General features: G+C 61.7%; 17 protein-coding genes. 3 read left to right on the forward strand and 14 right to left on the reverse strand.

Going from position 1 to position 18,453, the window contains the following annotated elements; all coding sequences use genetic code 11:
- Positions 1–67: 67 nt before the first annotated feature.
- The 7 genes from proS to ACTG4J_RS08565 all read right to left on the reverse strand — a co-directional run bounded on the left by proS (position 68) and on the right by ACTG4J_RS08565 (position 10,298).
- Positions 68–1,411 (reverse strand): proline--tRNA ligase, encoded by a 1,344-nt coding sequence (gene proS / locus ACTG4J_RS08535; RefSeq protein WP_439138744.1) that lies wholly within the window; start codon positions 1,409–1,411, stop codon positions 68–70.
- A 57-nt stretch (positions 1,412–1,468) separates the two neighbouring features.
- Positions 1,469–3,040, reverse strand: coding sequence for a Ppx/GppA family phosphatase (locus ACTG4J_RS08540; protein ID WP_439138720.1), 1,572 nt, complete (start codon positions 3,038–3,040; stop codon positions 1,469–1,471).
- Positions 3,041–3,096: 56 nt separating this feature from the next.
- Positions 3,097–5,271 carry an RNA degradosome polyphosphate kinase gene (locus ACTG4J_RS08545; protein WP_439138721.1) on the reverse strand — a complete coding sequence of 725 codons (2,175 nt, stop codon included), beginning with the start codon at positions 5,269–5,271 and terminating at the stop codon, positions 3,097–3,099.
- An 86-nt stretch (positions 5,272–5,357) separates the two neighbouring features.
- A complete protein-coding gene (locus ACTG4J_RS08550) occupies positions 5,358–6,035 on the reverse strand; it encodes an HdaA/DnaA family protein (RefSeq protein ID WP_439138723.1) in 678 nt (225 codons plus the stop codon).
- Positions 6,035–7,117 (reverse strand): AI-2E family transporter, encoded by a 1,083-nt coding sequence (locus tag ACTG4J_RS08555; RefSeq protein WP_439138725.1) that lies wholly within the window; start codon positions 7,115–7,117, stop codon positions 6,035–6,037. The genes ACTG4J_RS08550 and ACTG4J_RS08555 overlap by 1 nt, the downstream gene beginning before the upstream one ends.
- A gap of 135 nt (positions 7,118–7,252) precedes the next feature.
- A complete protein-coding gene (gene scpA, locus ACTG4J_RS08560) occupies positions 7,253–9,385 on the reverse strand; it encodes a methylmalonyl-CoA mutase (protein ID WP_439138727.1) in 2,133 nt (710 codons plus the stop codon).
- The gene (locus ACTG4J_RS08565) at positions 9,348–10,298 is read right to left on the reverse strand and encodes a hypothetical protein (protein WP_439138728.1); all 951 of its coding nucleotides are present in this window, start codon (positions 10,296–10,298) and stop codon (positions 9,348–9,350) included. Before ACTG4J_RS08565 ends, scpA begins: the two co-directional genes overlap by 38 nt.
- A 139-nt stretch (positions 10,299–10,437) precedes the next feature.
- Here ACTG4J_RS08565 and ACTG4J_RS08570 point away from each other — a divergent pair, with 139 nt between their 5' ends.
- On the forward strand, positions 10,438–10,905 hold the full coding sequence (locus ACTG4J_RS08570) for a DUF4174 domain-containing protein (RefSeq protein ID WP_439138730.1): 468 nt from the start codon (positions 10,438–10,440) through the stop codon (positions 10,903–10,905).
- A 45-nt stretch (positions 10,906–10,950) separates the two neighbouring features.
- Here ACTG4J_RS08570 and ACTG4J_RS08575 read toward each other — a convergent pair whose 3' ends face one another.
- The 7 genes from ACTG4J_RS08575 to ACTG4J_RS08605 all read right to left on the reverse strand — a co-directional run bounded on the left by ACTG4J_RS08575 (position 10,951) and on the right by ACTG4J_RS08605 (position 16,820).
- Positions 10,951–12,996, reverse strand: a complete 2,046-nt coding sequence (locus ACTG4J_RS08575; protein WP_439138731.1) for an acetyl-CoA carboxylase biotin carboxylase subunit — start codon at positions 12,994–12,996, stop codon at positions 10,951–10,953.
- A 138-nt stretch (positions 12,997–13,134) separates the two neighbouring features.
- Positions 13,135–13,314: a hypothetical protein gene (locus ACTG4J_RS08580; RefSeq protein WP_439138733.1), complete on the reverse strand. Its 180-nt coding sequence runs from the start codon at positions 13,312–13,314 to the stop codon at positions 13,135–13,137.
- Positions 13,315–13,651: 337 nt separating this feature from the next.
- Positions 13,652–14,020: a hypothetical protein gene (locus ACTG4J_RS08585; RefSeq protein WP_439138734.1), complete on the reverse strand. Its 369-nt coding sequence runs from the start codon at positions 14,018–14,020 to the stop codon at positions 13,652–13,654.
- Between the two features lie 72 nt (positions 14,021–14,092).
- Entirely contained in the window at positions 14,093–14,239 is a 147-nt protein-coding gene (locus tag ACTG4J_RS08590) for a hypothetical protein (RefSeq protein WP_422238720.1), read from the reverse strand.
- A gap of 205 nt (positions 14,240–14,444) precedes the next feature.
- The gene (locus tag ACTG4J_RS08595; protein ID WP_439138736.1) at positions 14,445–14,852 is read right to left on the reverse strand and encodes a DUF6497 family protein; all 408 of its coding nucleotides are present in this window, start codon (positions 14,850–14,852) and stop codon (positions 14,445–14,447) included.
- On the reverse strand, positions 14,852–15,262 hold the full coding sequence (locus ACTG4J_RS08600) for a RidA family protein (RefSeq protein WP_439138738.1): 411 nt from the start codon (positions 15,260–15,262) through the stop codon (positions 14,852–14,854). The genes ACTG4J_RS08595 and ACTG4J_RS08600 overlap by 1 nt, the downstream gene beginning before the upstream one ends.
- Before the next feature lie 25 nt (positions 15,263–15,287).
- Complete coding sequence (locus tag ACTG4J_RS08605) at positions 15,288–16,820, reverse strand: acyl-CoA carboxylase subunit beta (protein ID WP_439138739.1); 1,533 nt, start codon at positions 16,818–16,820, stop codon at positions 15,288–15,290.
- A gap of 249 nt (positions 16,821–17,069) precedes the next feature.
- On the opposite strand from ACTG4J_RS08605, the gene ACTG4J_RS08610 reads away from it, so the two are divergent.
- A complete protein-coding gene (locus ACTG4J_RS08610) occupies positions 17,070–17,423 on the forward strand; it encodes a DMT family protein (RefSeq protein ID WP_439138741.1) in 354 nt (117 codons plus the stop codon).
- 75 nt (positions 17,424–17,498) lie between these two features.
- Positions 17,499–18,453 (forward strand): multidrug effflux MFS transporter (locus tag ACTG4J_RS08615; protein ID WP_439138743.1); only part of this gene is annotated, 955 nt, incomplete at its 3' end.

Consider the following 18,453-nt stretch of genomic DNA (forward strand, 5'->3'; position numbering starts at 1 on the left):
GAATTGGTTAAAATCCTCTGTAGTCCCCGTGTAGCTACGGGATCACTACAAGATAGCTACGGAAAAACTACGCCATATGCGGCGCGTAAATCTCCACCACGCGGGCCACCACGGCCTCTAGCGACAGCTCTTCGCTTTCGCCCGTTTTGCGGCTGGTCAACTCCACCGTGCCGCCCGCCAGACCGCGCGGGCCGACCGTGATCCGCCACGGCAGGCCGATCAGATCCATGGTCGCGAATTTCGCGCCTGCGCGTTCGGCTCTATCGTCGTAAAGCGGCTCCAACCCTTTGGAAACGAACGCTTTATAAAGCGCGTCACAGGCCCCGTCACACGCCGCATCGCCCTGTTTCAGGTTCACGATGCCCACATGGAAGGGCGTCACCCCCTCGGGCCAGATGATGCCGTTCTCGTCATGGCTCGCCTCGATGATGGCGCCGACCAAACGGCTCACGCCGATCCCGTGCGACCCCATATGCACCGGCACGCGCCCGCCCTGACCATCATCGACCAAGGCCCCCATCGCATCGGAATATTTGGTCCCGAAATAAAAGATCTGGCCAACCTCGATCCCGCGCGCAACGCGTTGGCGTTCCACGGGAATTTGCGCGAAAACCTCGGCGTCATGGGTCTCGTCGGTGCGCGCATAACGGCTTGTGAATTCCTCCAGAACCGCCTGACATTGCGCCCGATCATCATAGTCGATCGCCCGATCGCCAAAGCGCAGATCGGTGATTTCGCTGTCGTAGAACACCTCGCTCTCGCCGGTCTCGGCAAGAACCAGAAACTCATGCGTATCGTCGCCGCCGATCGGCCCGCTATCCGCGCGCATCGGGATCGCCTGAAGCCCCATCCGCTCATAGGTCCGCAGGTAGCTGACCAGGTGGCGGTTATAGGCGTGCAGCGCGTCTTCCTTCGTCAAATCAAAGTTGTAGCCGTCTTTCATGTAGAACTCGCGGCCCCGCATCACGCCGAAACGCGGGCGGATCTCGTCGCGGAATTTCCACTGGATCTGGTACATCGTCAGCGGCAGATCCTTGTAGCTGGTCACATGCGCGCGGAAGATGTCGGTGATCAATTCCTCGGCGGTCGGCGTGAACAGCATGTCGCGCTCATGCCGGTCGGTAATGCGCAGCATCTCGGCGCCATAAGCATCATAACGCCCGCTTTCGCGCCACAGATCGGCCGATTGGATCGTCGGCATCAGCATCGGCAGATGGCCTGCACGGATCTGTTCTTGGTGAACGATATCCTCGATCTTTTTCAACACCTTGTAGCCCAAGGGCAGCCAGGAGTAGATGCCTGCGCTGGCCTGTTTGATCAGGCCCGCGCGCAGCATCAGCCGGTGGCTGACGATCTGCGCCTCGGACGGGGTTTCCTTGAGCACGGGCAGGAAATAGCGGCTAAGGCGCATGGGCATGGTCTTTCTGGCGAATGTTTATGGCCGACGCATACGCCAAAGGAAATCGCCTCACAAGCGCGCCTTGGCGATGATCGGCGTGACCTCCATCGCGGCGGCCAATGCGTTGAAGCGGGCAAGCGCCACCTCGCCGAAAAGATCACGCGCGGCATCGGTGTGGAGCTTCAAGATCAATTCCTTGCGCTTGGGCCGATAGTTGAGCGCGCCGTGATCGGCGAGGTTGGTAACGGCGAACATCGCCCCGAAACGCATCGCGCGCCCGAGGATCTCGGCCTCGCGCACTTGGTCGGCGGGCAAGAGCGATAGAAGTTCGGCGTTGAATCCGGTGCCGACGCGGCTGGATTTGTAGCGATGCAGGAGTGCCAGGCCCAAGTAGACGCGCTCGGCATGGGTCATGCCGCCCAGATTGGCGCGCGTGGCGTTGTCGAAACAAACTTCGGCCCGGTAATCGGGATGGGCGCGCCAGCTGACATCATGCAACAGACAGGCCGCGCGGATCAGGCGTTTCTTGTCGTGCTTTGCCCGCGGGAAAAGCGGTTCGACGAAATGATAGAGCTTGCGTCCGAAACCCGGCATCCGCGACAGCTGCGCTTCGGAGTGGCGGGCGGCTTCGATCAGCGGGTCGCGCGCCTTGAGCGCAGCGGACATCTGCTCGTAAAGTAGCCCCTCGCGTATCCCGTAGGACGAGACGGCGATCTCGCGCGGTTGCAGCTTTCTGACCAAGGCGCGCAGCACCTCTGCGGCCATCGGCACGAGGCGCATCCGTTCGGTGCTTGTGCCGGTCCGGGCCCGCAAATCGTTGATGTCGGTTTCGGCAATATATTTCAGCGTTTCAAGAATACCGCGCGGTGTCATGCGGTATTCGTGCAGCACCTTGAGCGGATAGCCGCGCCGTTCCATGTCGATGCGCGCAATGGCCCGCCACGAGCCACCTACCAGGAACAACCGTTCGGTACCTTCGGCAAAGCCCGTGGCAAGGGTCGCGACTTCGGCTTTGATATGGGCGCGCAGGGCCTTTTTATCGGTTTTCATGCCCATAAGCTTGAGCGGCCCAAGATCCGAAGTGGCGCGATGTCCCACCTTTCCCGAACCCTGCAATTCGGCCAATTCCATCGACGAGCCGCCGATATCGCAAATCAGGCCAGCCGCTCCCGGCCATCCCAACAGCACGCCTTGGGCCGACAGCCGCGCCTCCTCGGCGCCATCGATCACGCGAATCGCAAGCCCTGTTTCGGCCTTGACCTGTTCGCGAAAGGCCAAGCCATCTTGGGCATCACGCACCGCCGCCGTCGCCACCGCCAATAGCGGCGAGACCTCGGCGGCTTGTGCCAAGCGCGTAAAGCGGCGCAGTGCGGCCAGCGCGCGTTCCTTGCCCTCAGGGTGGAGGCGCCCGGTCTCGGAAAACCCCACGCCAAGGCCGCAAAGGATTTTTTCATTGAAGAAATAGGCAGGGCTGCGCGCTGCCCCGTCGAAAATCACCATCCGCACCGAGTTCGAGCCGATGTCGATCACGCCGACCCGTGCGAGCGATTGTGCCTCGGGGCCATCGAAGAGCGGCACGCCGAAGGGGCCCCACTCGGGGTGGGATTCAGCTTCTTCTGCGCGCATTTGCCGTCCGCTCATGGGAAGAAGTGATGCAACGGAGAAGGGCCATCCGTCAATCACGGGGGTGTCGCGGCTTAGTCGTGACTATGCGTCAACTCGGGCACATCCTTGGCCCCCGCCGACCCCCGCCCGGAAAGCGACGGGTTCTCCATGAAAAAGCGGTGGCAAGAGAATGGGTTGGCGGTCTCGGAAAGATCGGGGCGCAAAAAGCTGCCATCGGGCTGCAAGACCCAAGATTGCGCCACATCGGCCAGATTGGCGGCCATGATCTGGCTGACGATCTGGGCCTTGACCGTGGGGTTGCGACACTCGACCAGCGTTTCCACCCGGCGGCTGAGGTTGCGGCCCATCCAGTCGGCCGACGAGATATAGACCCGCGCCTTTTTCGAGGGCAGCCCGTAGCCATCGCCGAAACACATGATCCGGGAATGTTCCAAAAACCGCCCGACGATGGATTTGACGCGGATGTTCTCGCTTAATCCCTTTACACCGGGCCGCAGCCCGCAGATGCCGCGGATCACCAGATCGATCTTCACCCCCGCAGATGAGGCGGCATAAAGCGCGTCGATCACATCAGGCTCGATCAGGCTGTTGAGCTTGACCCAGATCATCGCGGGCCGCCCTGCCTTGGCATGGGCGATCTCGGTCTCGATATTCTCGAGGATGGTGGATTTCAGGCTGAGCGGCGCGATGCGCAGATTTTCCAAGCCCTCGGGCTCGGCGTAGCCGCCGACATAGTTGAATACCTTGGTCGCGTCGCGCCCCAGCGCCTCGTCACAGGTGAACAGCGACAGGTCGGTATAGATCCGCGCGGTGATCGGGTGGTAATTTCCGGTGCCAAAATGGGTATAGGTGACCAGCTTGTCGCCTTCGCGGCGCACGACCGTACTGATCTTCGCGTGCGTCTTGTAGTTGATGAAGCCATAGATCACATGCGCGCCCGCGCGCTCCAGCTTGCGCGATTGGCGGATATTCGCGGCCTCGTCGAAACGGGCCTTCAATTCGACCAGTGCGGTGACCGATTTGCCGTTTTCGGCCGCCTCGCACAGCGCCTCGACAATGGGGGACTCATTTGAGGTGCGATAGAGCGTTTGCTTGATCGCCACCACGTTGGGATCGCGTGCGGCCTGTTGCAAAAAGCGGATCACCATGTCGAAGGTTTCATAAGGATGATGCAGCAGCATGTCCTTTTGGCGGATGGCGGCGAACATATCGCCCTCGTGATCTTGCACACGTTCCGGCACACGAGGGCTGAAGCTGGGCCATAGCAGGTCGGGGCGGCTGTCGATGACCAATTCCTTGAGCCGCACAAGCCCGATCATGCCGCGCACCTCGACCACCTCTTCGGGGCTGACATCGAGTTGATCGATGATCTCGGCTTTCAGGTCTTCGGGCGCGCCGGCGCTGATCTGCAGGCGCACAACCTCGCCACGGCGGCGACGCTTGAGGGCTGTCTCGAACTCGCGCACCAGATCTTCGGCCTCTTCTTCAAGTTCCAGATCGCTGTCGCGCAGGACGCGAAACAGGCATGAACCGCTCAGCGTATAGCCGGGAAACAGCGCGCCGATATGCAGGCGCAACAACTCTTCCAAGGGCAAAAAGCGCGCTTTGCCTTCGCCCGCCGGCAAGGTGATGAAGCGGTCGATCTGGCCGGGAATGGGCAAGAGCGCCTGCAAGCGGCGGCCATCGCGGTCGCGCGTCAATTGCAGCGCCAAGGCGATGCCCTCATTGGGGATGAAAGGGAAGGGATGGGCCGGGTCGATGGCCAAGGGTGACAGAACCGGAAACACCCGCGCCATGAAAATCTCGGCCAGGGCGGCCTTGTCGCGGGTGGTGAGTTTGGTGGCGGTCACCACGCTGAGGCCCTCGCCCTCCATCTCGGATTTGAGCGCGTTCCAAGCCGCTTGCTGGTGCTGCATCAAGCGGCGTGCATCGGCATTGATCAGTTTCAGCTGCATCGCGGGCGTGCGCCCATCGGCGGCGGGGGTCAGATTGCCCTCCTGCGCCAAGCCGCGCAGGCCGGCGACACGCACGGTGTAGAACTCATCGAGATTGCCCGCCGAAATCGAGGCGAAACGCACCCGTTCAAGCAGCGGTACACGGGGGTTCATCGCCTCCTCCAGCACGCGCCAATTGAAGGCAAGCCACGACAGTTCGCGGTTGAAAAACCGTTGCGGCCCGGTGATCTGCGCCTCAGGCAGGGCGACCGGATCGGGCAGGGGGGCAGATAGGAAGTCGGCAAAGCTCATGGCTGTGGCCTAAATATGGTTCGTGACAATTGCGTGACGCCGCGCGCTATCTTGCGTTGCTCTTTGCGCCGCGTCGAGGGGGGCTATTACCCCTCGTCGCGCTCCAATATCGCGCGCACATGTTTGAGCCCCGGCTTCTGCTTGGCCGCCAGCGCCTCGGCATCGAGGCGAGTGATGACATCGCGCACATGGGCCAGTGAGCGGTCGATACGCGGCAGGATATAGCGCAACAATGCCGGCGTCAGCGCCATCTGTCGATCGGCGGCGAGCTTGACCAAGACCGCCGCGAGCAAGCGATCATCGGGTGGGGCAAGGCTCAACTGGCCGGCCTGTTGCATCCTGCTGTCAAGATCAGGCAGGCACAGACCCCAGCGTGCGGGTGGTGTGCGGCCGGTCACGAGCAAGGCCGCGCCCCGTTCCGCAGCGGCGTTGTGAAGGTGAAAAAGCGCCTCTTCAGCGGCGCGGTCGCCCGCGATCTGATCGGCATCCTCGATCGCGATCGCCTGCGTTTCGCTCAGCGTAGCGGGGTCCGACCCGCCAATATCGCGCGCCGCGATCAGCCGTGCGCCGGACTGGGCGCAAAACACATGCGCCAGATGGGTTTTTCCCGCACCCGCCGGGCCGACCAAGACCATCTTGGACATGGGCCAGTCGCGCCATGCCTCGATCCCTGCGACAGCCGTGGCATTGGCATCGGAGACGTAGAAATCGCTACGCCCCATCGCCGCGCGAAAGGGCAGGTCCAGAACCAGCTGGCGTGCCATCACGGCGAACCGTGATCGTCATCAGCGCCCGTGGAATACCCGCGATAGAGCAAGCCTGCGCGGTATTGATCGATAGCAAAGCGGACCAATACCCCGATCGCCGCCGCAATCGGCACCGCCACCAGCAACCCGACGAAGCCAAACAGCGTGCCAAAGGCCGATAGCGCAAAGATCAGCCACACAGGGTGCAAGCCCACCGAGCTTCCGACCAGCTTGGGGGTCAGGATATTGCCCTCGACCATCTGGCCGATCTGAAAGATCGCGGCGACGGCCAATATCGACCACCACTCGCCCCAGAACTGAAACAGCGCCAAACCGACCGACAAGGCACCGCCGACCAGTGCGCCGACATAGGGGATAAAGGTCAAAAGCCCCGCGATCAGCCCGACGACCAGCCCGAATTGTAGCCCAACGACCATCAGCGCCACCGCGTAGAAGGTGCCCAAGATCAGGCAGACCGTGCCTTGGCCGCGAATGAAGCTCGCCAAGGTCCGATCGATCTGTGCGGCCAGATCGCGAACCGTACCGGCATGGTCACGCGGCAAAAGCGCGTCGATGCGTGCAACCAGCCGGTCCCAGTCGAGCAGCATGTAGAAGGCCACGACCGGCACGACGACAAGGAAGACCAGCATGTTGACCACCCCCGCCGCGGAGCTGAGCACTTGCTGCAGCAATTCACCCCCGCGCGACTGGATCGTCTCACCCACCGCGATCAGCGATTGACGCAAAGGCGAGCCTTCTTCCATCAGTTGCGGAAAGCGGTCGGTCAGCCATGTGCGCAGCTGGTTGAACAGATCGGGCGCAGATTGGATCAGGTCATTGGTTTGCTGCACCAGCAGCGGGATGATCACCAAAAGCGACACGATCACGACGCCAAGCAAGAACACGAAGATGACAACAGTCGCCAAGACCCGGCTGAGGCCCATCTTTTCCAGTCGGTCCGCGACCGGATCAAGGAAATACGCGACGGCGCCGCCCATGATGAAGGGCAAGATCACATCGCCGAGCGCCCATAGCAGCACCAAGAACACCGCAGACGCGATGCCCCAATAGGTCACTTGCTGGCGGACGGGCAGGGCCATGGCGCCTCCTTGCGGCTATGCGCCCTAGATGAGGCAGGCCACGCCTCAGGGCAAGGGGCAAGCGGCGCGCAGCTGTTTGAAGAGCACGGAAAACGTCCGTTTTCCATGATGAAGAACCGCGGTTTTTCGTCCCCCTCAGGCCACGCGCGTCGCCCGGATCAGCGACAGGATATCCTTGGCCGCGTCTGGGATATTGGTGCCGGGCCCGAAGATCGCCTTGACGCCTGCCGCCTTGAGGAAGTCGTAATCTTGCTGCGGGATCACCCCGCCGCAGATCACGATAACCTCGCCCGCGCCCGCCGCTTCGAGTGCCGCGATCAGCTTTGGGGCCAGTGTCTTGTGCCCTGCCGCTTGGCTCGAGATGCCCACAACATGCACATCATTGTCGATGGCATCCTGCGCGGCTTCCTCGGGTGTTTGGAAAAGCGGGCCCACATCGACGTCAAAGCCGATATCGGCGAAGGCTGTGGCGATCACCTTGGCGCCGCGGTCATGCCCGTCTTGGCCCATCTTGACGACAAGCATCCGGGGGCGGCGGCCTTCTTCCTCGGCGAAGGCTTCGACATCGGCTTGGATCGCGGCGAAACCCGCATCTCCGTCGTAGGCTGCGCCATAGACACCGGCCAGCGTCTTGACCTCGGCCCGGTGGCGGCCGAACACTTTTTCCATAGCCATGCTGATTTCCCCCACGCTCGCCCGTGCGCGTGCGGCATCGACCGCAGCCTCGAGCAGATTGCCACCCGCGGTCGTCCGCCGCTCAAGTTCGGCCAGCGCCGCGTCGCAGGCCGCCTGATCGCGCGTGGCACGGATGCGCGCCAGCCGTGCCACCTGCGCCTCGCGCACGGCGTCATTGTCGATTTCCAGAATGTCGATCGGGTCCTCGGTTTCCTTGCGGTATTTGTTGACGCCGACAATCACGTCCTCGCCCCGGTCGATCATCGCCTGACGCTTGGCCGCCGACTCCTCGATGCGCAGTTTGGGCATGCCGGTGGCGACCGCCTTGGTCATGCCGCCCATCTCCTCGACCTCTTGCATGAGTGCCCATGCCTGATCGATCAATTCACCCGTTAGGCTTTCGATGTAGTAAGAGCCCGCCAGCGGATCGACGACCTTTGTCACCCCGGTTTCTTCTTGCAAGATCAACTGGGTGTTGCGCGCGATGCGGGCCGAGAATTCGGTCGGAAGCGCGATCGCCTCATCCAGCGCGTTGGTGTGCAACGACTGCGTGCCGCCCAGAACCGCGCTCATCGCCTCATAGGCGGTGCGGATGACGTTGTTGTAGGGGTCTTGTTCCTGCAGGCTGACACCGCTGGTCTGGCAATGGGTGCGCAGCATCTTCGAGCGCTCATCTTGTGCGCCGAACTCGGTCATCACCCGGTGCCACAGCGTGCGCGCGGCGCGCAGCTTGGCGATTTCCATGAAGAAATTCATGCCGATGGCGAAAAAGAACGACAGCCGCCCTGCGAATTTGTCGACATCCATGCCAGCGGCCATCGCGGCGCGGACATATTCGCGCCCATCCGCCAGCGTATAGGCCAGCTCCTGCACCAGGTTCGCACCCGCCTCCTGCATGTGGTAGCCGGAGATCGAGATCGAATTGAATTTCGGCATATGGTCCGAGGTATAGGCGATGATGTCCGAAATGATCCGCATGCTCGGCTCGGGTGGGTAAATATAGGTGTTGCGGACCATGAACTCCTTGAGGATATCGTTCTGGATCGTTCCAGAAAGCTTGGCCCGGTCATGGCCCTGTTCTTCGCCCGTGACGATGAAATTGGCGAGGATCGGGATCACCGCGCCGTTCATCGTCATCGAGACGCTGACCTGATCGAGCGGGATACCGTCGAACAGGATCTTCATATCCTCGACGCTGTCGATGGCCACACCCGCCTTGCCGACATCGCCGATGACGCGGGGGTGGTCGCTGTCATAGCCCCTATGGGTCGCCAGATCGAAGGCGACGGAAACGCCCTGTTGACCGGCGGCCAGCGCCTTGCGGTAAAAGGCGTTGCTCGCCTCGGCGGTTGAAAATCCTGCATATTGGCGGATGGTCCATGGCCTGCCCGCATACATCGTCGCCTTCACGCCACGGGTGAAGGGGGCAAGCCCCGGCATAGTATCGAGGTGATCCAGACCTTCGGTATCGGCGGCGGTATAGAGCGGTTTGACCGCGATCCCCTCGAGCGTGTCCCATGTCAGGCTGTCGGGGCTTTTGCCACGCAGCTCTTTTTCAGCCAGCTTGCGCCAGCCATCCATCGTCTTGGTCATCGGGGCGTCCTCTTCCTTGTTCTGTCGGACATGGGGTCTTTGCCCCTGCCGTGTCGATATATGTGGCAAGCCCCCCGGCACCGGTGGCCAGCCAATCGAGATCTTCTTGATATTGCGCGCGCAATATCGCGCGTTGATGGATGCTGAAGGGCATGAAGCGTCCGGCCCGCTGGGGGAGCATCTCGGCGCCTTCGATATCTGCATCGCGGCATTCTTCGATCATACGTGCGGCATGCGGCGTCGGGTTGCACCATGCATCTTGCCCGCGCATCACAAGCCTTGCGCCGGTCAGCTGTGCGATCAGCTGATCGGGACGCCCGGCCATCGCCTCATGGGTCCAGACGCGGATCGCGATACCGGGCATGGCTTGGGCAAGATCCGCGATCACATGGCGCCAGCGCCGCGGTTGGGTGATCAGCCGCTCGCATAGCGCAGCGTCGGGAAGCGTGCCGCCATGACGCAAGCGCCAGCCGATCACCGAAGTCCAAAACGCATCATAGCAGCGGATCGACAAGCCAAGCGTCATCCCATGGCCTTCGAAACCCTGCGCGAAACGGGCCACACGCGCACCCGCACCGTCATAGAGCTGGGTCCGCGCCAGCAATCGGCGCATATTGCCCAGCATATTCTCTTCGCTGACGAAAAGCAGGGCAGTGCCTTGATCGGCGATGCCGCGCGCCTGAAGCTTGATACGTGCTTGTGCGCGGTCCACCTTGCGCGGCAACAGCGTGTCATTGCTGTTGTAAAGCCCATCGAAAAGCCCCGCGCGCAGCCGCTTTGGACCCCAATAGGCCAAGCCCGCCCCCTGAAGGCCAACATGGCTTTGGCCCAGCATATGCTGCAAGGTCGTGGTCGCCGTGCGATGCGCCCCGAGGTGTAGCAAAATCTCCATGCCGCGATCTCCATTCGCCATGCGATGGGCCTTGGCATGATATTGAGGCCAATTCGGTGAAGATCGGGTGAAGCGCATGCCTGCGACCCTTAGGTCATCGGCCGGAAATCTCTTCGCATTCGCGCAAGCGCTGCCTATATCCAAAAACAACGGAGGATATATGCGCGTACAACTGTTTACCCTGATCGCGGCCCTGCTTCTGGCCTCACCCGGCATGGCCCAAACCCAAGCCGCCGACCAAATGCCCGTCGATGCGGATGGTGTGAGCGATCCCTTGGCGCCCCGCGATGCGCGCGAAGTCACGCTCGAGGAATTTCTCTGGATCGCCCGGCCCTTGGTCGTCTTTGCCGACTCTCCGGCTGATCCGCGCTTTCGCGACCAAATGCAAATGTTGGCCGAGCGTCCCGAGGCGCTGTTGGAGCGCGATGTCGTCATTATCGTCGACACCGATCCCGCCGGGCAGAGCGCGCTACGCCGGACATTGCGCCCGCGCGGCTTTTCACTGGTGATCGTGCAAAAAGACGGCCGCGTCGGATTGCGACGTCCCAGCCCCCGCGATGTGCGCGAGATCGTGCGCGGCATCGACAATTTCGCGCTGCGCCAAGAAGAGGTGCGGATCGGGCAGTGATCCCCGATCCCCTCGTCGATATGAGGTGCAGCATGTCTCATGGTCTTATGCGAATTCGATGATGATTTCATCGACGGCAAGGCTGTCGCCGGGCGCGCAGGTGATGGCCGCGACGACCCCGCGCCGCTCGGCACGCAGGATATTCTCCATCTTCATCGCCTCGACGGTGCAAAGCGCTTGGCCTTCCTGCACTTCTTGGCCGACCTCGACATCGATCTTCACGATCAGGCCGGGCATCGGGCAAAGCAGGAATTTTGACGTATCGGGCGGGAGTTTCTCGGGCATGAGCCGGGCAAGTGCCGCTTGACGGGGTGTGCGCACATGCACCTTGAGATCGGCACCGCGCGTGCGGATGCGGAAACCGCCGGGGATCTTGCCGACCTTCAGCACCAAGGGTGCGCCGTCAACCATCAGGCGTGCCAACTGGTCGCCCGGTGTCCAATCCGATGTGACCCGCATGGATTGTCCATCCGCAAAGCCGACCGTCGCACCGTCATGGTCGGCGGCGATGGTGACCGGGAATTCTTGCCCCTGAAGTGTCACGATCCAATCGCTGCCGACGCGGCGTTCGTGATTATCCATCCGGCCTGACACGCGGGTGCGCCGAATTTCGGCCACGCGGTGCATCGCCGCCGCCGCAGCTGCGACGCGCTGGGCGGCGTCATCGGCCAAGGTCGCACCGGTAAAGCCTTCGGGATATTCCTCGGCGATGAAGGCCGTGGTGATATTGCCGCTGACAAAGCGGTCATGCTCCATCACGGCCGACAGGAAGGGCAGGTTATGGCCGATCCCTTCGACCTCGAAACCGTCAAGCGCCACACGCATCGCCGCGATCGCGCCAAGACGATCGGGCGCCCATGTGCAGAGCTTTGCGATCATCGGATCATAGAACATCGAGATCTCGCCGCCCTCGAATACACCTGTGTCGTTACGCACGGCGGTCTCGCCCTTGGGGGCATCGCCTTGCCATTTGCCGGTCTCGTTCAGCGGGCCTGCCTGCACTTCGGCCGGGGGGCGGTAGCGCGTCAACCGCCCGATCGAGGGCAGGAAGTTGCGATAGGGATCTTCGGCGTAAAGGCGGCTTTCCATCGCCCAGCCCGTCAGCTTGATGTCGTCTTGGGCAAAGGGCAGCGCCTCGCCCGCCGCGACCCGGATCATCTGTTCGACCAGATCGATGCCGGTGATCAACTCGGTGACGGGATGTTCGACCTGAAGGCGGGTATTCATCTCGAGGAAGTAGAAATTACGGCTGCCATCGACGATGAATTCAACGGTGCCCGCCGATGTATAGCCGACTGCACGCGCCAAGGCGCAGGCCTGTTCACCCATCGCGCGGCGTGTTTCGGCATCGAGGAAGGGGGAGGGGGCCTCTTCGATCACTTTTTGGTTGCGGCGCTGGATCGAACATTCCCGCTCGCCCAGATAGACGGTGTTGCCGTGGCTGTCGGCCAGAACCTGTATCTCGATATGGCGCGGCTGGGTGACGAATTTCTCGATGAAGATGCGATCATCGCCGAAGGACGATTTCGCCTCGTTCTTGGAGGCCTGAAAGCCCTCGCGCGTCTCGGTGTCGTTCCACGCGATGCGCATGCCTTTGCCGCCGCCGCCGGCGCTGGCCTTGATCATCACCGGATAGCCGATCTCGTTCGAGATCTTCACCGCCTCATCGGCATCCGCGATCAAGCCCATGTAGCCCGGCACGGTCGACACCCCGGCCTCTGCTGCGATCTTTTTCGAGGTGATCTTGTCGCCCATCGCCTCGATGGCACCGGTCGGCGGGCCGACGAACGCCACGCCGAGCTTGTCCAGCGCTTCGGCGAACTTCATGTTCTCGGACAAGAAGCCATAGCCAGGATGAACGGCTTCGGCGCCGCTTTCCTTGATCGCCGCCATGATCTTGTCGATCACGATATAGCTTTCAGATGCGGGGGCTGGGCCGATATGGATCGCCTCATCGGCCATCTTGACGTGCAGCGCATCGCGGTCGGCATCGGAATAGACCGCGACCGTGGCGATCCCCATCTTGCGGGCGGTCTTGATGACACGGCAGGCGATCTCGCCCCGGTTGGCGATCAGCAGCTTCTTGAACATGAGCAGATGTCCCTTCTTGGCGGGGCTGGGCCCCCGTTCTGGTGCAAAACGAAAAGGGCCATCGGGCGCATGACGCACCGATGACCCTGAATTCTGGATGAGTCGGTCGGACCGCCTAGGCGATCGGCGATACCTGTTTCAGCGGCAAATGCCGATATCGTCGCAAAGCGCGCCACCGGCTGCACCGATGATGATGCCGGTGCCGATATTGCCATCGAGCGCCGCCGCGCCGACCCCGCCCGCCGCGCCACCGATGGCCGCGCGCTCAAGATCGGATGCGACGCAACCCGCCAAGACGAAAGCGGTGGCGAAAAGCATGGTAACAAGGGGGGTTTTGGTTCTTGCGCACATCGCGTGTCTGGTCCTTTCGATATGCCTCGCGCCCCGCAAGAAAGCCCGTTTTGCGCTGTCTCGGCCGTGGCAGGCGTCGCGTTCGGTAGGCCTTTTGAAAAAAGCGGTCGGCCAAATCGCGCGGCCGACCGTGTCGAGTGAGAAGGGGTAAACGTCATGTCGCCCGCGATGGTCGCAAAGGTGCCGACCAGCTTGGACATGGACAGCGTGCCATACTCCAAAGCATTGGCAGAGGGGAATTTCTTCCGCATCACGCGATGCGCGCCAAACCGCCCAATGATGATGTTCCCCGGCAAGATCATGCCTATACCGACTTCCAATAGCCCGAGCCGTCGAAGGCCTCGGGGAAAGCGGCGCGGGCGCGTTTTTCGTCGATGACCAAGAGCGCCTCGTAGCTTTCCGGGTCGAAAGGGTCTTCGGCAGGCAGGACTTCACGCGCGAACAACCAGTTCAGCCGCCCCGCATCAAGATTGCCCCGTTCAAAAGGCTGATCGCCAAAACACAGCCACAAGGCCTCCATGAAGGCCACATCGGCGCGCCGATCGGCCGGGCGGCGGTCGGGGTAGCGTTCACGCCGCATGAGCGGGGTTGCCCCGTCTTTGTGCGCGCGCCTGATGGTGAATTGGTAATCCGTGCCGGGAAGCCGACCGGGAAAGCCGCGATGCTTGATCATGCTGCACCCCCGCAGATCGGGGTAGCGGCGAATTGCCGGGCGGGGCGCGTGCCCCGCCCGGCTGTTGTTGCTTCAGCGATACTTGGACGACACCGGATCGTGGCTGATCGGCGCTGGATCGATGAAAATGATTTCGTCCTGCTCGGGTGCGGGGGCTGCACAGGCGGCGACACCGGCCACAAGCCCCAACGCGAGAAGCGCCTGAATGAAACGCGACATCTTACTCTCCTACATTTTTGGGTGGTGACCGGGTGCAAAGACCCGGCCACAACCAGAGGTACGTCTACCCGGAGGCAAACTGCACCAAAGATACTACTTGCGCGCTTTTCTCCACAGGGTTTTCCACAAAGCAATTCATTCTGTGACCGGCGTGCATCATTCCGGTCATCACGTGAAGGTCGCGCCGCAAGATTTTGTGCAGGCATCAAAACAGCTCCCAGATGCAGGCATCGCCTGCGAGGCTATAGGTTTCGTAGAAACGATTGATCTCGGGCGTGGGTGTTCCACGCGGGGTGGGGGCCGCCATCATCTCGATCACGATCTGGCCCGTTGTCGCACTAGCCGCCTGCGCTATCGTTCGCCCCCAGCGGTCGCAAGCCCAATCCATATCCGCGCGCAACGCCGTGTCATCGACCCCTGCGGCCCCGATCGTCGGCGCCAAGAGGCGGATGATGATCTGGCTTTCGCCCGACCACGGGTTCTGCTCGTTCAACCATTCATGCAAGATCAGCGCTTGCCCCGATGGTGCGCTGACCTGTTGGGTCGGCCAAGCCTCGGCCAATGCCGCGAAAGGTGGCAATGCCACAAGCCCAGCGATTTGGGCGGCGCGCATCATGATGTCGGATCATCCGGTCGGCGGGCGATGCAATCGATCTCGACCAAGGCACCAACGGCAAGGGCCGTTACCCCTACGGTCGTCCGCGCCGGGCGCCTGTCGGGCGGAAAGAAGCCCTGATAGGTCTCATTGAAGGCGGCATAGTCGCGTTCGAACTCGGTCAGATAGGCGCGCATCTGCACCACATGGGATAGGTCGAGGCCCACACCGTTCAGCACCACGCGAAGGTTTTCCATTACCCGCAACGTCTGTGCCGCCACGCCTTGCGGCAGGGGGGCGTCGGGGGCGGCCGGATCGGTGGGCATTTGACCGGTCAAGATCACCCAGCCATCCGCCTCGACCGCATGGGAAAACGGGGCCACAGGGCGGGGGCCGCCGCTGATCATGTGAAAGATGGGTTCGGGCATCGTGGACCTCGTGAGGGGCGCGCCCCTATAGCGGAATATTGTCGTGCTTTTTCCAAGGCATCTGTTTGCGCTTGGTGCGCAGCTGGGCAAAAGCCCGGCAAATCCGCTTGCGGGTCGAGCGGGGCTGGATCACCTCGTCGATGAAGCCACGTTCGGCCGCGACGAAGGGGTTGGCAAAGGCATCCTCGTAATCCTTCGCCCGTGCCGCGATCTTTTCTGGATCGCCCAGTTCCGAGCGATAAAGGATCTCGGTCGCACCCTTGGCGCCCATCACCGCAATCTCGGATGTGGGCCACGCATAGTTGATGTCGCCGCGCAGGTGCTTGGACGACATCACCACATAAGCCCCGCCATAGGCCTTGCGGGTGATCACGGTCACTTTGGGCACGGTCGCCTCGCCATAGGCGAAAAGCAGTTTCGCACCATGTTTGATGACGCCGTTATACTCCTGCGTCACACCGGGCAGGAAACCGGGAACATCGACCAGTGTCAGAAGCGGGATCTCGAAGCAGTCGCAGAAGCGAACGAAGCGCGCGGCCTTGCGCGCGCTGTCGATATCCAGAACCCCCGCCAGAACCATCGGCTGGTTGGCGACCACGCCCACGGTCTGCCCCTCGAGGCGGATGAAGCCGGTGATGATGTTCTTGGCAAAATCTTCTTGGATCTCGTAGAAATCCCCCTCATCCGCGATCTTCAGGATCAGTTCCTTCATATCGTAAGGCTTGTTGGGATTGTCGGGGATCAGCGTATCAAGGCTTTCCTCGATCCGGGCCGGATCGTCGTAGAAGGGCCGCACGGGCGGCTTTTCGCGGTTGGAAAGCGGCAGGAAGTCGATCAGCCGGCGTACCTCGGACAGTGCCTCGACATCGTTTTCAAAGGCGCCATCGGCAACGCTGGATTTGCGCGTATGGGTGGTGGCGCCACCCAATTCCTCGGCTGTGACGACTTCGTTGGTGACGGTTTTCACCACATCGGGGCCGGTCACGAACATGTAGGAGCTGTCTTTGACCATGAAGATGAAATCGGTCATCGCCGGGCTATAAACCGCGCCACCCGCGCAGGGGCCCATGATCATGCTGATCTGCGGGACCACGCCCGAGGCCTCGATGTTGCGTTGGAACACCTCGCCATAGGCGGCAAGGCTGGACACGCCTTCTTGAATGCGCGCCCCGCCCGAGTCGTTGATGCCGATCACGGGGGCGCCGTTCTGCATCGCCATGTCCATGATCTTGCAGATCTTGGCGGCATGGGTCTCGCTGACCGAGCCGCCCAGAACGGTGAAATCCTGGCTGAAGACATAGACCATGCGGCCATTGATCGTGCCCCAGCCGGTCACTACGCCATCGCCGCGGGGCTTGGATTGCTCCATGCCGAAATCGGTGCAGCGATGGGTGACGAACATGTCGTATTCTTCGAACGAGTCTTCGTCGAGCAACAGTTCGATCCGCTCGCGCGCGGTCAGCTTGCCCTTGGCATGCTGCGCCTCGATCCGCTTGGTGCCACCACCAAGGCGTGCCTCGCCACGGCGGTCTTCCAACTCTTGCAAGATATCCTTCATGCCCGTTCCTTCCCCGTCGGCCTTGCCCCGTCGGGGCCTGCCTGTCTTGACAGGACGGCCCCGGAATGGCGCATACCCTAAGGCCGCCTCGCCTTGTGCGCGAGTCCGAAAGCGAATATTTGCAAATCACTTAGCGACACGGCGGCATCTTTTGCAAAAGTGCGAAGTCGCGCTATCTCCCTCGCACCGCGCGCCCGGATGCGCCAGATTGTAGGCCAATCCACCCCCCTCTCACGCTTTGGTACGTAGATGCCGCAAATTCCCGTTCCCTTCACCACCATCGGCCTGTTGATCTTGTCCAATATCTTCATGACCTTCGCCTGGTATGGGCATCTCAAGTTCAAGACCGCGCCGTTGTTCGCGGTGATCTTGATCAGCTGGGGTATCGCCTTTTTCGAGTATCTGCTGCAGGTGCCTGCCAACCGCATCGGGCATGGCTATTTTTCGGCCGCCGAACTCAAGACCATCCAAGAGGTTATCACCCTGACGGTCTTCGGGATTTTCTCGGTGGTCTATCTGCGCGAGCCCTTGGCGTGGAACCATCTGGTGGGCTTCGGGCTGATCGCGGCGGGTGCGTTTTTCGTTTTCCATCGTTGGTCTTGACCGCACAGCGCGCCCTGCGGTGCCGCACGCTGCGGGGGCTGGACCCTAGGGGCGCGACCGCCTAACAGTCAGCGCATGGCTACATCCAGAACAGTGCGTTTTCTCGACCGCACAACCCCGCCGCATATCTTCACGCTTATCTTGCTCACCGGCCTTGGTGCGCTGTCGATGAATATTTTCCTGCCATCGCTGCCGCGCATGACCGAGCATTTCGCGACGGATTATCGGCTGATGCAGCTGTCTGTTGCGCTTTATCTTGGTGTGAACGCGCTTTTGCAGATCATGATCGGCCCGATCTCCGATCGGTATGGGCGACGACCCGTTCTCTTGGGAGGCGTGGCGATCTTTCTTGTCGCGACGCTGGGTTGCATCTACGCGCCCACGATCGAGATTTTCCTTTGTTTCAGGATGTTGCAGGCTGTCGTCGTAGCCGGGCTTGTGCTGGGACGCGCCGTGGTGCGCGACATGTACCCCGCCGACCAAGCCGCAAGCCAGATCGGCTATGTCACCATGGGCATGGCGATCGTCCCGATGATCGGCCCGGCCTTCGGTGGCGTCTTGGACGAAAGCTTTGGCTGGCAGGCGAATTTCTGGATGCTTTTTGCTTTGGGCGTGCTGGTCTTGGGCCTGACATGGCGCGATCTGGGCGAGACGGCGGCGCTCACATCGGGCAGCTTTTCGGCACAGTTCCGCGAATACCCCGAGCTTTTGGTCTCGCGCCGTTTCTGGGGTTATTGCTTGGCCGCGGCTTTCGCGTCGGGTGCATTCTTCGCCTATCTGGGCGGCGCACCCTATGTCGGCTCGGAGGTGTTTCATCTTTCTCCCGCCGAAGTCGGTTTCTACTTCGGCGCGCCTGCGGTGGGCTATTTCTTCGGCAACTGGATCTCGGGTCGCTATTCGATGCGCCTTGGCATCAATAAAATGATCCTTGCAGGCGCGCTGATCTCGGCCACCGGTCTGATCATGTCGCTCGTGCTGTTTATCATCGGGTTCAAGACAGCCTTCGTCTTTTTAGGCTTCATGACCTTCG

It is taken from the genome of Roseicyclus sp. (assembly GCF_965662675.1).
Taxonomy (GTDB): Bacteria; Pseudomonadota; Alphaproteobacteria; order Rhodobacterales; family Rhodobacteraceae; genus Roseicyclus.